The sequence below is a fragment of the Pseudomonas sp. B33.4 genome (assembly GCF_034555375.1).
Lineage (GTDB): Bacteria > Pseudomonadota > Gammaproteobacteria > Pseudomonadales > Pseudomonadaceae > Aquipseudomonas.
Genome location: NZ_CP140706.1, coordinates 4,535,204 through 4,550,550, shown reverse-complemented (window position 1 = coordinate 4,550,550; position 15,347 = coordinate 4,535,204). Strand labels below are relative to the sequence as shown.

The 15,347-nt window shown below is 56.1% G+C and carries 11 protein-coding genes, 2 tRNA genes and 2 rRNA genes; 9 read left to right on the top strand and 6 right to left on the bottom strand.

Annotated features, from left to right (window positions below; translation table 11 throughout):
• Window positions 1–7: 7 nt before the first annotated feature.
• Complete coding sequence (gene ssuD / locus U6037_RS19945; protein ID WP_095113068.1) at window positions 8–1,153, bottom strand: FMNH2-dependent alkanesulfonate monooxygenase; 1,146 nt, start codon at window positions 1,151–1,153, stop codon at window positions 8–10.
• 10 nt (window positions 1,154–1,163) lie between these two features.
• Complete coding sequence (msuE, locus tag U6037_RS19940; protein WP_016985421.1) at window positions 1,164–1,727, bottom strand: FMN reductase; 564 nt, start codon at window positions 1,725–1,727, stop codon at window positions 1,164–1,166.
• 389 nt (window positions 1,728–2,116) lie between these two features.
• Between msuE and U6037_RS19935 the strand changes: the two genes are divergently transcribed.
• The 4 genes from U6037_RS19935 (at window position 2,117) to U6037_RS19920 (ending at window position 6,326) form a co-directional block, all read left to right on the top strand.
• The gene (locus U6037_RS19935) at window positions 2,117–2,374 is read left to right on the top strand and encodes a hypothetical protein (protein WP_007917547.1); all 258 of its coding nucleotides are present in this window, start codon (window positions 2,117–2,119) and stop codon (window positions 2,372–2,374) included.
• A gap of 101 nt (window positions 2,375–2,475) precedes the next feature.
• Entirely contained in the window at window positions 2,476–3,090 is a 615-nt protein-coding gene (locus U6037_RS19930) for a LysE family translocator (protein WP_034155169.1), read from the top strand.
• Between the two features lie 204 nt (window positions 3,091–3,294).
• Window positions 3,295–4,461: an aminotransferase class V-fold PLP-dependent enzyme gene (locus tag U6037_RS19925; protein WP_322844264.1), complete on the top strand. Its 1,167-nt coding sequence runs from the start codon at window positions 3,295–3,297 to the stop codon at window positions 4,459–4,461.
• A 56-nt stretch (window positions 4,462–4,517) separates the two neighbouring features.
• Window positions 4,518–6,326, top strand: coding sequence for an aminopeptidase P family protein (locus U6037_RS19920; RefSeq protein ID WP_322844263.1), 1,809 nt, complete (start codon window positions 4,518–4,520; stop codon window positions 6,324–6,326).
• 39 nt (window positions 6,327–6,365) lie between these two features.
• Here U6037_RS19920 and U6037_RS19915 read toward each other — a convergent pair whose 3' ends face one another.
• Together U6037_RS19915 and U6037_RS19910 are read right to left on the bottom strand one after the other, a co-directional pair.
• Window positions 6,366–6,962, bottom strand: a complete 597-nt coding sequence (locus tag U6037_RS19915; RefSeq protein WP_322844262.1) for a 2-hydroxychromene-2-carboxylate isomerase — start codon at window positions 6,960–6,962, stop codon at window positions 6,366–6,368.
• Between the two features lie 33 nt (window positions 6,963–6,995).
• Window positions 6,996–7,724 (bottom strand): SDR family oxidoreductase, encoded by a 729-nt coding sequence (locus tag U6037_RS19910; RefSeq protein ID WP_322844261.1) that lies wholly within the window; start codon window positions 7,722–7,724, stop codon window positions 6,996–6,998.
• A gap of 91 nt (window positions 7,725–7,815) precedes the next feature.
• Between U6037_RS19910 and U6037_RS19905 the strand changes: the two genes are divergently transcribed.
• The gene (locus U6037_RS19905) at window positions 7,816–8,379 is read left to right on the top strand and encodes a TetR/AcrR family transcriptional regulator (RefSeq protein WP_322844260.1); all 564 of its coding nucleotides are present in this window, start codon (window positions 7,816–7,818) and stop codon (window positions 8,377–8,379) included.
• Between the two features lies 1 nt (window position 8,380).
• On the opposite strand, the gene U6037_RS19900 is transcribed toward U6037_RS19905, so the two are convergent.
• Both U6037_RS19900 and rhtA read right to left on the bottom strand, forming a co-directional pair.
• Complete coding sequence (locus U6037_RS19900; protein WP_322844259.1) at window positions 8,381–8,662, bottom strand: hypothetical protein; 282 nt, start codon at window positions 8,660–8,662, stop codon at window positions 8,381–8,383.
• A 168-nt stretch (window positions 8,663–8,830) separates the two neighbouring features.
• The gene (gene rhtA / locus U6037_RS19895) at window positions 8,831–9,718 is read right to left on the bottom strand and encodes a threonine/homoserine exporter RhtA (protein ID WP_242205539.1); all 888 of its coding nucleotides are present in this window, start codon (window positions 9,716–9,718) and stop codon (window positions 8,831–8,833) included.
• A 614-nt stretch (window positions 9,719–10,332) separates the two neighbouring features.
• Here rhtA and U6037_RS19890 point away from each other — a divergent pair.
• The 4 genes from U6037_RS19890 (at window position 10,333) to U6037_RS19875 (ending at window position 15,283) form a co-directional block, all read left to right on the top strand.
• Window positions 10,333–11,869: ribosomal RNA gene (locus U6037_RS19890) — 16S ribosomal RNA — on the top strand.
• A 123-nt stretch (window positions 11,870–11,992) separates the two neighbouring features.
• Window positions 11,993–12,069, top strand: a tRNA-Ile gene (locus tag U6037_RS19885).
• A 10-nt stretch (window positions 12,070–12,079) separates the two neighbouring features.
• Window positions 12,080–12,155: transfer RNA gene (locus tag U6037_RS19880), tRNA-Ala, on the top strand.
• A gap of 234 nt (window positions 12,156–12,389) precedes the next feature.
• Window positions 12,390–15,283, top strand: a 23S ribosomal RNA gene (locus tag U6037_RS19875).
• The 16S and 23S rRNA genes sit together here with 2 tRNA genes alongside, the layout of an rRNA operon.
• Window positions 15,284–15,347 lie beyond the last annotated feature (64 nt).

Below are 15,347 nucleotides of genomic sequence, written 5' to 3'. Positions count from 1 at the left end.
ATTTGGTTCAGGCAGTGGCTTTGGTGGGCAGCACATCATTGGCAATCATTTCGCCAAACGGCCCGGTCAGATTGGTCACGCCACGCCCGGCCAGACTCGCGTAAGGCTCGGGCAGCAGCGGGAACACCAACTCGGCAAAGCGGTAAGCCTCTTCGAGATGCGGATAGCCGGAGAAGATGAAGCTTTCGATGCCCAGATCCGCGTATTCCTTGATCCGCGCCGCGACTTGCTGCGGATCGCCGACCAGCGCCGTACCGGCACCGCCACGCACCAGACCGACACCGGCCCACAGGTTGGGGGCAATTTCGAGGTTGTCGCGACGGCCATCGTGCAAGGCTGCCATACGCCGCTGGCCTTCGGAGTCGAACCGCGAGAAGGATTTCTGCGCCGCTTCAATGGTCTCGTCGCTGATGTGTTCGATCAGTTTGTCCGCGGCTTTCCAGGCTTCTTCGGCGGTCTCGCGCACGATCACATGCAGGCGAATGCCGAACTTGACCTTGCGGCCATGCCGCGCCGCGCGTTCGCGCACATCGGCGAGTTTTTCCGCGACGGCGGCCGGTGGTTCGCCCCAGGTCAGATAGACATCGACCTGTTCGGCGGCCAGATCATGCGCTGCGTCGGATGAGCCACCAAAGTACAGTGGCGGATAAGGTTTTTGCACCGGCGGATACAGCGCTTTGGCGTTCTGCACCTTCAGATGCTTGCCGTCGAAATCCACTGCCTCGCCCTGCAATACGCGACGCCAGATCTTCAGGAATTCATCGGTCACTTCATAGCGCTCGGCGTGGCTGAGGAAACTGCCGTCGCCACGGTTTTCATCCGGATCGCCGCCAGTCACCACGTTGATCAACAAGCGCCCGTTGGACAGTCGATCAAGGGTTGCGGCCATGCGCGCCGACACCGTCGGCGAAATGATCCCCGGACGGATCGCCACCAGATAACGCAGACGCTCGGTCAACGGCACTAGTGCCGAGGCGATGACCCAAGAGTCTTCGCAGGAGCGCCCGGTGGGAATCAGTACGCCGTGGTAGCCGAGGCTGTCAGCCGCTTGGGCGACTTGTTTCAAATAGTTGAGCGTGACCGGGCGTGCGCCTTGGGTGGTGCCCAGATAATGGCCGTCGCCGTGGGTCGGCAGGAACCAGAAAACATCCATGAGCGGCTCCTTAAGCGATCTTCAGCAAGGGTTTGATTTGCGTGGCGAACAGCGGCGCGGCGCGTTCGGCGGCCAGACGGATGCGCGCCTTCAACAGTTCGCTGGTGATCTGGTAATCGGCGAAGTCGGCTTCAGTGGCGTACACGCCGATCGGCAAGGTCATGGCCTGGAAGAAGCTGAACAGCGGCCGCAGTTGGTGATCGAGCACCAGCGCATGGCGTTCGCTGCCGCCAGTGGCGGCCAACAGCACCGGAGTGTCGATCAGTGCGTTGAGGTCGATCAGGTCGAACAAATGCTTGAGCAGGCCTGGGTAGGAACCGCGATAAACCGGCGCGGCAACGATCAGCAGATCGGCTTGTTCGATGGCCTGCAGTTCGGCTTCAACCTCGGCACTGAGTTCCTGACGCGACAGCGCGCCGCCGAGCGGGCGAGCGATATCACCGAGTTCGATCAAATGGCTTTCGATGGTCAGGTGCCCGGCCAGTTCGGCGAGCAGGGCCTGGGTCAGCACCAGAGTGCGGGACGGACGCCAGGTGCCGCCGGAGAGGGCGACGACTTTCAGGGGACGCGACATGATCAGTTCCTTTTTCAACAGTTGCTCAGTGAGCAGTGAGTAAGTCACCGGGTCTGAGCAAGCGCTGTACCAATTCCTGCAAGCCCCGTATTACAAGGCGTTGAGTGTTAGCGTGGCGGTCGCCCCTGTGAGTAACGAGGCGCTTTGTTGAATCGGTGTTGGCTGAGCAACAGTTGCTGGAGCAACAGTGGTCAGTGCATGGATGAAGTTATAAAGGCTGTTTGTTATTCCGTAAAAGAACGTTAATCGATATTTATAGATCGTTAGGAGATATACGCCGACGCGTGTCGATTTCCTGATAGCCACTATTGAGAGCGTTGATTTCTGCGCAAGCGTGCCCGGGGGTAGCCTTTGTCCATCGACTCCCCATTGTTCGCCAGGACGCTCCCATGAATCGTTTACTGACTGTTTCCCTGTTGCTCGCTGTCTCCGTACTCGCCGGTTGTGCCGGACACGTTTCACCGGAACTGCGTCCTTACACCGATGAAGAATCCCGCGAATTGGCGATGGAAGCACTGAACCGAAGCGGCTTGTCCTTCGACGAATACCACGCAAAAAAAGCGCAATTGCTCGGTCAGACTCAGTTCGACAAGAAAGCTGAAATGAGCGCCGAACGTGCCGTACAGCTGCACGGACGCCCAAGCTGAAAACAAACTGTACTGCTGGAAGTTTTACCCAACTGTCCGTGGGCTTGCCGGGCGGCGTGGGATAGGGTCAACACCTGAATGACCCTGATGGAATGCCTGCCATGAACCTCTCGCTTGACCTGCTGTTGGGCTTTGCCCTGTTTGCCCTTGTCACCTCGATTACGCCGGGGCCGAACAACACCATGTTGCTGGCATCGGGAGTGAATTTCGGCTTCAACCGCACCATCCCGCACATGCTCGGAATTACTTGCGGCTTCTTCGTTCTGGTCGTGGCCGTGGGTTTTGGCCTGGGCGCGGTATTTCAGACCTACCCAATTCTCTATACGGTTCTGCGCTATGTCGGCGCGGCGTATCTGCTGTATCTGGCGTGGAAAATCGCTCACTCGGGACCTGTCGGCGACAGCGCCGAAGGCGAGGCCAAGCCGATCAGCTATCTCGGCGCCGCCGCGTTTCAATGGGTCAATCCCAAAGCCTGGATCATGGCCATCGGCGCCATCAGCACGTACACGCCGATGCAGGGCTATTTCACCAATGTCGTGGTGATTGCTGCGGTGTTCGCCATCATCAACCTGCCGAGCGTTGGCGTCTGGGCCGCCTGCGGGACGTTGTTGCGCAATGTGCTGAAGGATCCGCGCTGGTTGCGCGTGTTCAACTGGGGCATGGCGGCGCTGTTGGTGATTTCGCTGTACCCGTTACTTCTCGAAAGCTTTAGCTGACGCATCGCTTCAACCGCAGGCCGGATGCCTGTTAAGCTCGACTTCAGGAGCGTTCCTACGCACTTTGAATGAAGTTGTTCTTCTTTAACGGCATCCGATCAGGTATTGATGACGCTCTCGAACCGACGCGCAGCTCACAAGGCTGCGCCGTGCCGTTTGCAGACACGAGCCTCCTGATCCCGGAACACGCTCTGCGAGTCTTTTATGAACACACGTCCGTTGTATTTCGATTACGCCGCCACCACCCCGGTTGACGAGCGGGTCATCCAGGTGATGATCGAGTGTCTGGGGTTTCACGGTAACTTTGGCAACCCGGCGTCCAGCTCCCATGCGTTTGGCCAGCAGGCCCGGCACACGGTCGAGCAGGCCCGCGGGCAGGTCGCCGAACTGGTGGGCGCGCAAGCCCGGCAGATTGTCTGGACCTCCGGTGCCACCGAGTCCAATAACCTCGCCCTCAAAGGCGTAGCCCAGGCGCGCGGGGTTTCCGGCGGCCACATCATCACTAGCCAGATTGAACACAAAGCCATCCTCGATACCGCCCGCCAATTGCAGGACGCCGGCATTGCCGTGACCTATCTGGTGCCGGACGCCGATGGCCTGATCACCCCGCAAGCCGTCAGCGAAGCCATGCGCGACGACACCTTTCTGGTGTCACTGATGCTGGTCAACAACGAGTTGGGCACCGTCAACGATGTTCAAGCGATTGGCGCCGTTGTGCGCAGTCGTGAGGCGTTGTTCCATGTGGATGCGGCACAGGGCGCCGGCAAAGTGGCAATCGATCTGGGGCAATGGCCGGTGGATCTGATGTCCTTCTCCGCACACAAACTCTACGGCCCCAAAGGCATTGGCGCGTTGTATGTCGGCCCACGGGCGCAGCAGCGGTTACAGGCGCAGATTCACGGCGGCGGACACGAAGGTGGATTGCGCTCCGGGACGTTGGCGACGCACCAGATTGCCGGCATGGGCGCAGCGTTCGCGCTGGCCGCCGAGACGTTCGATGATGAGAAAAAAACTATCGTCGCGTTGCGCGAACGCTTGCTCGAACAACTGCTCAGCCTGCCGGGCGTACGCCTCAATGGCTGCGCCACTCAACGCATCCCGCACACCTTGAGCCTGACCTTCAGTGAGGGCGAATTCAACAGCGCGGCGCTGAGTCATTCGATTGCATTTTCTGCGACCTCAGCCTGCAACTCGGCGAGTAACACGCCATCCCACGTGCTGTTGGCGCTGGGACATGACGCGCATCTGGCAGGTCGCACCATTCGCTTGAGTCTCGGCCGCTTCACCACCGCCGAAGATATCGACAAGGCTGTTCAACTGATCAAGACCGCCTGCGCCAGTGCTCCGGCATTCTGGGCGACAGGGCTTTAAACGAGCCGACCTCACGGCTACGAACAATAACGATGAAGTGATTAGCAGGAGACATGATGAGTACCCAGACCTCGACCGAAGGATCGGTGCCCCAGCGCCTGGCGCACACCCGCGAACTGATGCGCCGCGAAGGCATTCACGCACTGTTGGTGCCGTCCGCCGACCCGCACTTGTCGGAATATCTGCCGGGTTACTGGCAGGGCCGGCAGTGGTTGTCGGGCTTCCATGGTTCGGTCGGGACGTTGATCGTTACCGCTGATTTTGCTGGCGTCTGGGCCGACAGCCGTTATTGGGAACAAGCGAGCAAGGAACTCAAGGGCAGCGGCATCGAACTGGTCAAACTGCAGCCGGGTCAGCCGAGCCCGCTGGACTGGCTGGCCGAGCAGACACCGGAAGGTGGTGTGGTCGCGGTTGACGGTGCGGTGATGGCCGTGGCATCGGCGCGTACCCTGAGCAGCAAACTGGAAGCACGCGGTGCACGTCTGCGGACCGACATCGACCTGCTCCAGGAAGTCTGGAGCGATCGCCCGAGCCTGCCGAATGCACCGATCTATCAGCATCTGCCACCGCAAGCGACGGTCAGCCGTGGCGAGAAACTCGCCAAACTGCGCGAAACCCTGAAAGAGCGCGGTGCCGACTGGCATTTCATCGCCACCCTCGATGACATTGCCTGGCTGTTCAATCTGCGCGGCGGCGATGTGTCGTTCAACCCGGTGTTTGTTTCGTTTGCGTTGATCGATCAACAGCAAGCCACGCTGTTTGTGGCGCTGAGCAAGGTGGATGCTCAATTGCGCGCTGTGCTGGAGGAGGACGGCGTGACGCTGCGTGATTACAGCGAAGTCGCTGATGCCCTGCGTGCCGTGCCAAATGGCGCGAGCCTGCTGGTGGATCCGGCGCGGGTGACCAGTGGTTTGCTGGATAACCTCGACAGCGGTGTGAAACTGGTCGAAGGCTTGAACCCGACCACGCTGGCCAAATCGCAGAAAAGCGAAGCCGACGCTCAGCACATCCGCAAAGCGATGGAGCAGGACGGCGCGGCGCTGTGCGAGTTTTTTGCCTGGCTGGAATCGGCCTGGGGCCGCGAGCGCATTACCGAACTGACCATCGACGAGAAGCTCACGGCTGCTCGCGAGCGGCGTCCGGATTATGTCTCGCTGAGTTTCAATACCATCGCCGCGTTCAACGCCAACGGCGCCATGCCGCATTACCACGCCACCGAAGAAGAGCATGCGGTGATCGAAGGTGATGGCTTGCTGCTGATCGACTCGGGCGGCCAATACCTGGGCGGCACCACGGATATCACGCGGATGGTGCCGGTCGGTACACCGACCGAGGAGCAGAAACGCGATTGCACGCGGGTGTTGAAGGGCGTGATTGCCCTGTCGCGAGCGCAGTTCCCGAAAGGCATTCTCTCGCCGCTGCTGGACGCAATTGCCCGTGCGCCGATCTGGGCTGACAGCGTGGATTACGGTCATGGCACCGGTCACGGTGTTGGCTACTTCCTCAACGTTCACGAGGGGCCACAGGTCATTGCCTACCAGGCCGCGCCTGCGCCGCAAACGGCGATGCAACCGGGGATGATTACTTCGATCGAGCCAGGCACCTACCGTCCGGGTCGTTGGGGCGTGCGGATCGAAAACCTGGCGATGAACCGCGAGGCGGGGAGCAGCGAGTTCGGTGACTTCCTCAAGTTTGAAACCTTGACGCTGTGCCCGATTGACACGCGTTGCCTGCTGCCGGCGCTGCTGTCGGAGGAAGAGAAACAGTGGTTCAACGACTACCACGCGCAAGTGCGTGAGCGCTTGAGTCCTTTGCTTGAAGGTGCTGCACTGGACTGGCTGAACACCCGCACTGCCGCCATCTGATCCGGCAATTCAGGCGCTGTTATCAGCGCCTGAATGATCTTAGCCTTGGCGCAAGGACTCCTCAACGAAGTCGAGCCGATCCTGGCCGAAGAACAGTTGATTGCCGATGAACATGCTGGGTGCCCCGAATACGCCGCGTTTAACTGCGGTTTCGGTGTTGTCCTTGAGCTTTGCTTTGATGGATTCGTCATTGCTCAGCGCTAATACTTCCTGCGGATCGAAGCCGTGTTCGCTCAGCACGGCGGCGACGGTGGCGGGCTCGTCCAGGCTGCATCCTTCAACCCATAGCGCCGTAAACAGACAATCGATAAACGCCTGGAAGCGTTCTGGCTGACGCAACTGGATGCCGGTAACCGCGCGCATCAACATCAATGTGTTGATCGGGAAATGCGGATTGAATTTCAGCGGCACCCCGTAGCGTTTCGCGTAGCGATCCAGATCCTCAAACATATACCGACCCTTCGCCGGAATCATTGCCGGTGATGCGTTGCCGGTCGCCTTGAATACACCACCGAGCAACATTGGAACGTAGATCAGCTCACTGTTCGTCGCGGCGCAGATCTTTGGTAATTGGGTGTAGGCCAGGTAGGTGGCAGGGCTCCCAAGGTCGAAATAGAACTCCACGGTTTTCGTCATTTTCGCGTCTCTGTCGTTATTGTTATGGAGGGGTTACCAGCGTTCGTTCCAGGGACGCAGATCCAGCTCGAACGTCCAGGCATCCCGTGGCTGACTGTGCAGATACCAGTAGTTCTCGGCGATGTGCTCGGGATTGAGGATGCCATCCTGATCTTTGGTGGCGTACTTCTCGGGGAAACTGTTGCGAATGAAGTCGGTGTCGATCGCGCCGTCGACCACCACATGGGCAACGTGGATGTTCATTGGCCCCAGTTCCCGCGCCATGCTTTGCGCCAGAGCGCGAATACCGTGCTTGGCGCCGGCGAATGCGGCGAATCCGGAAGCGCCGCGAAGTCCGGCGGTGGCACCGGTGAAGAGAATCGTGCCGCGTTGACGAGTGACCATGCGTTTGGCCACTTCACGGGCATTGAGGAAACCTGAGAAGCAGGCCATCTCCCAGATCTTGAAATACTTGCGCGCGGTTTCTTCAAGAATGCTGCACGGCACGTTGGCGCCGATATTGAACACAAAGGCTTCGATCGGGCCGACGCGGGTTTCGATGTCTTCAATCAGCGCGATGACATCTTCCTCCTTGCGCGCATCGCAGGCAAAACCGTGGGCTTCGCCGCCTTCAGCGTTGATTGCATCCACCAGTGGCTGCAATTTGTCGGCGCTGCGACGGGTGACGCAGGCGATGAATCCTTCTTTGGCAAAACGCTTGGCGATCGCGCCGCCGGTGGCATCGCCAGCGCCGACAACCAATACGACCTTCTTGTTATTCATGGGGGAGTCCCTTTATTAAACGATCGTTAAGTGAACGAACGTTATGCTAGGATCCAGGCAACGTCAAGGCAGTCGATTCGAGGGCAAACACATGCGTTACTCCGCCAGTCACAAGCTGGAAACGCGGGAAAAACTACTGCAGAGCAGCGCGCTGTCAGCAAAGCGCTGCGGTTTTTCCACGGTAGGCGTCGATGGTTTGATGAAGGCTATCGGGCTGAGTGGTGCGGCGTTCTACAGCCATTTTTCGTCAAAGGATGCGTTGTTCACCGCCATCGTCGAACGAGAGTTGGGTCAAAGCCTTGAGCGATTGGGGGGCGAGGGTGCGCAGGATCGTGAACGACTGGAGCGCTGTCTCAAGCATTATCTGAGCATGGCCCACGTAGAACAACCTGAGGCCGGTTGTGCAATACCCGCACTGGGCGCAGAGATCGCCCGATCAGATATTCAGGTGCGCGAGCAGGCCGAGGTGTGGATCTGCCGGCTTCAGGAGCGTTGGGCTCAGATACTTGAGAGCGACAGTCTGGCGTGGTCAGTGTTGTCGCAATGTGTCGGGGCGTTGGTAGTGGCGCGCATGCTGGCCACGCCGGACGTTCAGCAAGCAGTGCTGAAGTCCAGCCATGAAGAGATTGGCCGGCAGATCGCCGGGCAGCGCTGATCTATTTACAGATGACGATCATGCTGCGACTGGTGTAACCCGCTGGATTGAGTCCGAACGGATAATCACCTGGTTCTTCCACGGCGTCACCGGATTTGGCGATGACCTTGTAGCCTTTCGGCAAGCAGGCACTGGCGGCGCTGGCGTAGCACTTGTCCCAGGAGGACGATAGCCCTGAGCAGTTGATGTGCAGCCCTTTTTTTCCGCGTTTTACCTGCGTTTCCGAAGTCGCCGCACAACCCGCAACTGCCAGTATGGCGATCAGTATCAAAAATCGTTTCATTCCCGTCCTTATAGCGGCCACGAGTCTGATGCTCGGGTTTGCCTGTGTTCGCGTGCGCTCTAAGCGTTTTGAAGTCCCTGTCCGAAAAAATCCATGTCTGGCATTGGGTTACAGGCCTAAACATGGCCTAAATGCGCGCCAATTGCCAGACCTTCGTCAAATCCTCTTTCAATCAGCCGCGATGGCGGGTTTCGCAGCACTGCCCATAGTCATGGTTGCGCCGACGGACGCCAGAATAATGCACAGGATCGCCATCCATTGTGACAGCGTGAGGAATTCATGCAGAAACAATAGTCCTGATAACGCGCCGAAGGCCGGTTCGATACTCATCAATGTGCCAAAGGTGCGCGCCGGCATGCGGGTGAGGGCGACCATTTCCAGTGTGTAGGGCAGGGCGGTGGACAGAATGGCGACACCAATGGCAATCGGGATCAACGAGGGGGTCAAAAGGGCTGCACCGGCATGCACGATGCCGATCGGCGCGACGAACAACGCCGCAATCATGACCCCCAACGCTGCAGTGGTGACGCCGTTATCGGCGCCGGCCTTTTGACCGAACAGGATGTATAGCGCCCAGCAGACACCGGCACCCAGCGCATATCCGGCGCCCACCAAGTCGATTCCAGCACTGGTCGCGCCCGTTGGAATCAGCAGCAGGAGGCCGGTGATAGCCAGAGCAATCCAGAGGAAGTCGATAGCGCGACGTGATGCATAGATGGCGACGGCCAGTGGCCCGGTAAATTCGAGGGCAACGGCAATCCCTAGCGGTACAGTGCGGAGTGACATATAGAAGAGGAAATTCATGCCGCCCAGCGCCATGCCGTAGACGATGACAGTGCGCAAGGATTTGGCGGTCAGCTTTGCTCGCCAGGGGCGCAGTATCAACAGCATGATTACGCTGGCGAAAATCAAACGCAGCGTAGTGGTTCCCTGAGCGCCAACGATGGGGAACATGCTTTTGGCCAGAGAGGCGCCGGACTGGATCGATGCCATGGCTATTAATAGCAGGCCAACCGGGAACAGCATTGAGGCAAGAGATCGTGGCTGGTCATTCATTTGCGTGGCATCGTCCGAGGTGAGAGCAGGGCATTATTGTTGGTGTTGGGCAATATACTGCGCATTCGCTAGGGTTACGTCTATATAGAGGAAGCCTTTTTCCCGATATCGATAGAAAGATGAAATTAACGGTTGACGGCAGATTCAGGATGTCTATAATTCGCCCCACTTCCGGCGCAGTCGAAACGTAAAACTCCTTGAGATTCAATGAGTTAAGTAGGTTTCGATAGCAGGTTGCTTCAGTTCATCGAAGCGCAGAAAGAAGTTGAAAAAGAGGTGTTGACAGCAGCGTGTAACGCTGTAGAATTCGCCTCCCGCTGACGAGAGATCTGAAGCGCAAGTGGTTGAAGTTGTTGAAGAATTCTTCGAAAGCTTCTGAAAATAATCACTTGACAGCAAATGAGGCTGCTGTAGAATGCGCGCCTCGGTTGAGACGAAAGATCTTAACCAACCGCTCTTTAACAACTGAATCAAGCAATTCGTGTGGGTGCTTGTGGAGTCAGACTGATAGTCAACAAGATTATCAGCATCACAAGTTACTCCGCGAGAAATCAAAGATGTAACCAACGATTGCTGAGCCAAGTTTAGGGTTTCTTAAAAACCCAAAGATGTTTGAACTGAAGAGTTTGATCATGGCTCAGATTGAACGCTGGCGGCAGGCCTAACACATGCAAGTCGAGCGGATGAGAGGAGCTTGCTCCTGGATTCAGCGGCGGACGGGTGAGTAATGCCTAGGAATCTGCCTGGTAGTGGGGGACAACGTTTCGAAAGGAACGCTAATACCGCATACGTCCTACGGGAGAAAGCAGGGGACCTTCGGGCCTTGCGCTATCAGATGAGCCTAGGTCGGATTAGCTAGTTGGTGAGGTAATGGCTCACCAAGGCGACGATCCGTAACTGGTCTGAGAGGATGATCAGTCACACTGGAACTGAGACACGGTCCAGACTCCTACGGGAGGCAGCAGTGGGGAATATTGGACAATGGGCGAAAGCCTGATCCAGCCATGCCGCGTGTGTGAAGAAGGTCTTCGGATTGTAAAGCACTTTAAGTTGGGAGGAAGGGCAGTAAATTAATACTTTGCTGTTTTGACGTTACCGACAGAATAAGCACCGGCTAACTCTGTGCCAGCAGCCGCGGTAATACAGAGGGTGCAAGCGTTAATCGGAATTACTGGGCGTAAAGCGCGCGTAGGTGGTTCGTTAAGTTGGATGTGAAATCCCCGGGCTCAACCTGGGAACTGCATTCAAAACTGTCGAGCTAGAGTATGGTAGAGGGTGGTGGAATTTCCTGTGTAGCGGTGAAATGCGTAGATATAGGAAGGAACACCAGTGGCGAAGGCGACCACCTGGACTGATACTGACACTGAGGTGCGAAAGCGTGGGGAGCAAACAGGATTAGATACCCTGGTAGTCCACGCCGTAAACGATGTCAACTAGCCGTTGGGAGCCTTGAGCTTTTAGTGGCGCAGCTAACGCATTAAGTTGACCGCCTGGGGAGTACGGCCGCAAGGTTAAAACTCAAATGAATTGACGGGGGCCCGCACAAGCGGTGGAGCATGTGGTTTAATTCGAAGCAACGCGAAGAACCTTACCAGGCCTTGACATCCAATGAACTTTCCAGAGATGGATTGGTGCCTTCGGGAACATTGAGACAGGTGCTGCATGGCTGTCGTCAGCTCGTGTCGTGAGATGTTGGGTTAAGTCCCGTAACGAGCGCAACCCTTGTCCTTAGTTACCAGCACGTAATGGTGGGCACTCTAAGGAGACTGCCGGTGACAAACCGGAGGAAGGTGGGGATGACGTCAAGTCATCATGGCCCTTACGGCCTGGGCTACACACGTGCTACAATGGTCGGTACAAAGGGTTGCCAAGCCGCGAGGTGGAGCTAATCCCATAAAACCGATCGTAGTCCGGATCGCAGTCTGCAACTCGACTGCGTGAAGTCGGAATCGCTAGTAATCGTGAATCAGAATGTCACGGTGAATACGTTCCCGGGCCTTGTACACACCGCCCGTCACACCATGGGAGTGGGTTGCACCAGAAGTAGCTAGTCTAACCTTCGGGAGGACGGTTACCACGGTGTGATTCATGACTGGGGTGAAGTCGTAACAAGGTAGCCGTAGGGGAACCTGCGGCTGGATCACCTCCTTAATCGACGACATCAGCTGCTCCATGAGCTCCCACACGAATTGCTTGATTCATTGAAGAAGACGATAGAAGCAGCTTTAAGCTCCAAGCTGATAGCTCCAAGCTAACAGTTGCGCGCTCGAAATTGGGTCTGTAGCTCAGTTGGTTAGAGCGCACCCCTGATAAGGGTGAGGTCGGCAGTTCGAATCTGCCCAGACCCACCAATTTTGTTATGGGGCCATAGCTCAGCTGGGAGAGCGCCTGCCTTGCACGCAGGAGGTCAGCGGTTCGATCCCGCTTGGCTCCACCATATAACTGCTTCTGAAAGCTTAGAAATGAGTATTCCACTGAGAATATTGATTTCTAGTCTTTTGATTAGATCGTTCTTTAAAAATTTGGGTATGTGATAGAAAGATAGACTGAACGTTACTTTCACTGGTGACGGATCAGGCTAAGGTAAAATTTGTGAGTTCTCTTAGTTGAGAAATTCGAATTTTCGGCGAATGTCGTCTTCACAGTATAACCAGATTGCTTGGGGTTATATGGTCAAGTGAAGAAGCGCATACGGTGGATGCCTTGGCAGTCAGAGGCGATGAAAGACGTGGTAGCCTGCGAAAAGCTTCGGGGAGTCGGCAAACAGACTTTGATCCGGAGATGTCTGAATGGGGGAACCCAGCCATCATAAGATGGTTATCTTGTACTGAATACATAGGTGCAAGAAGCGAACCAGGGGAACTGAAACATCTAAGTACCCTGAGGAAAAGAAATCAACCGAGATTCCCTTAGTAGTGGCGAGCGAACGGGGACTAGCCCTTAAGTGGCTTTGAGATTAGCGGAACGCTCTGGAAAGTGCGGCCATAGTGGGTGATAGCCCTGTACGCGAAAATCTCTTAGTCATGAAATCGAGTAGGACGGAGCACGAGAAACTTTGTCTGAATATGGGGGGACCATCCTCCAAGGCTAAATACTACTGACTGACCGATAGTGAACTAGTACCGTGAGGGAAAGGCGAAAAGAACCCCGGAGAGGGGAGTGAAATAGATCCTGAAACCGTATGCGTACAAGCAGTGGGAGCAGACTTTGTTCTGTGACTGCGTACCTTTTGTATAATGGGTCAGCGACTTATTTTCAGTGGCGAGCTTAACCGAATAGGGGAGGCGTAGCGAAAGCGAGTCTTAATAGGGCGTCTAGTCGCTGGGAATAGACCCGAAACCGGGCGATCTATCCATGGGCAGGTTGAAGGTTGGGTAACACTAACTGGAGGACCGAACCGACTACCGTTGAAAAGTTAGCGGATGACCTGTGGATCGGAGTGAAAGGCTAATCAAGCTCGGAGATAGCTGGTTCTCCTCGAAAGCTATTTAGGTAGCGCCTCATGTATCACTGTAGGGGGTAGAGCACTGTTTCGGCTAGGGGGTCATCCCGACTTACCAAACCGATGCAAACTCCGAATACCTACAAGTGCCGAGCATGGGAGACACACGGCGGGTGCTAACGTCCGTCGTGAAAAGGGAAACAACCCAGACCGTCAGCTAAGGTCCCAAAGTTATGGTTAAGTGGGAAACGATGTGGGAAGGCTTAGACAGCTAGGAGGTTGGCTTAGAAGCAGCCACCCTTTAAAGAAAGCGTAATAGCTCACTAGTCGAGTCGGCCTGCGCGGAAGATGTAACGGGGCTCAAACCATACACCGAAGCTACGGGTATCACCTTCGGGTGATGCGGTAGAGGAGCGTTCTGTAAGCCTGTGAAGGTGAGTTGAGAAGCTTGCTGGAGGTATCAGAAGTGCGAATGCTGACATGAGTAACGACAATGGGTGTGAAAAACACCCACGCCGAAAGACCAAGGTTTCCTGCGCAACGTTAATCGACGCAGGGTTAGTCGGTCCCTAAGGCGAGGCTGAAAAGCGTAGTCGATGGAAAACAGGTTAATATTCCTGTACTTCTGGTTATTGCGATGGAGGGACGGAGAAGGCTAGGCCAGCTTGGCGTTGGTTGTCCAAGTTTAAGGTGGTAGGCTGGAATCTTAGGTAAATCCGGGATTCTAAGGCCGAGAGCTGATGACGAGTGTTCTTTTAGAACACGAAGTGGTTGATGCCATGCTTCCAAGAAAAGCTTCTAAGCTTCAGGTAACCAGGAACCGTACCCCAAACCGACACAGGTGGTTGGGTAGAGAATACCAAGGCGCTTGAGAGAACTCGGGTGAAGGAACTAGGCAAAATGGCACCGTAACTTCGGGAGAAGGTGCGCCGGTGAGGGTGAAGGACTTGCTCCGTAAGCTCATGCCGGTCGAAGATACCAGGCCGCTGCGACTGTTTATTAAAAACACAGCACTCTGCAAACACGAAAGTGGACGTATAGGGTGTGACGCCTGCCCGGTGCCGGAAGGTTAATTGATGGGGTTAGCTAACGCGAAGCTCTTGATCGAAGCCCCGGTAAACGGCGGCCGTAACTATAACGGTCCTAAGGTAGCGAAATTCCTTGTCGGGTAAGTTCCGACCTGCACGAATGGCGTAACGATGGCGGCGCTGTCTCCACCCGAGACTCAGTGAAATTGAAATCGCTGTGAAGATGCAGTGTATCCGCGGCTAGACGGAAAGACCCCGTGAACCTTTACTATAGCTTTGCACTGGACTTTGAATTTGCTTGTGTAGGATAGGTGGGAGGCTTTGAAGCGTGGACGCCAGTTCGCGTGGAGCCATCCTTGAAATACCACCCTGGCAACTTTGAGGTTCTAACTCAGGTCCGTTATCCGGATCGAGGACAGTGTATGGTGGGTAGTTTGACTGGGGCGGTCTCCTCCTAAAGAGTAACGGAGGAGTACGAAGGTGCGCTCAGACCGGTCGGAAATCGGTCGTAGAGTATAAAGGCAAAAGCGCGCTTGACTGCGAGACAGACACGTCGAGCAGGTACGAAAGTAGGTCTTAGTGATCCGGTGGTTCTGTATGGAAGGGCCATCGCTCAACGGATAAAAGGTACTCCGGGGATAACAGGCTGATACCGCCCAAGAGTTCATATCGACGGCGGTGTTTGGCACCTCGATGTCGGCTCATCACATCCTGGGGCTGAAGCCGGTCCCAAGGGTATGGCTGTTCGCCATTTAAAGTGGTACGCGAGCTGGGTTTAGAACGTCGTGAGACAGTTCGGTCCCTATCTGCCGTGGACGTTTGAGATTTGAGAGGGGCTGCTCCTAGTACGAGAGGACCGGAGTGGACGAACCTCTGGTGTTCCGGTTGTCACGCCAGTGGCATTGCCGGGTAGCTATGTTCGGGAAAGATAACCGCTGAAAGCATCTAAGCGGGAAACTTGCCTCAAGATGAGATCTCACTGGAACCTTGAGTTCCCTGAAGGGCCGTCGAAGACTACGACGTTGATAGGTTGGGTGTGTAAGCGCTGTGAGGCGTTGAGCTAACCAATACTAATTGCCCGTGAGGCTTGACCATATAACACCCAAGCAATTTGCGTCGAAGAGACCAGATTGCGGTGTGTGAAGACGAAACGAACCGA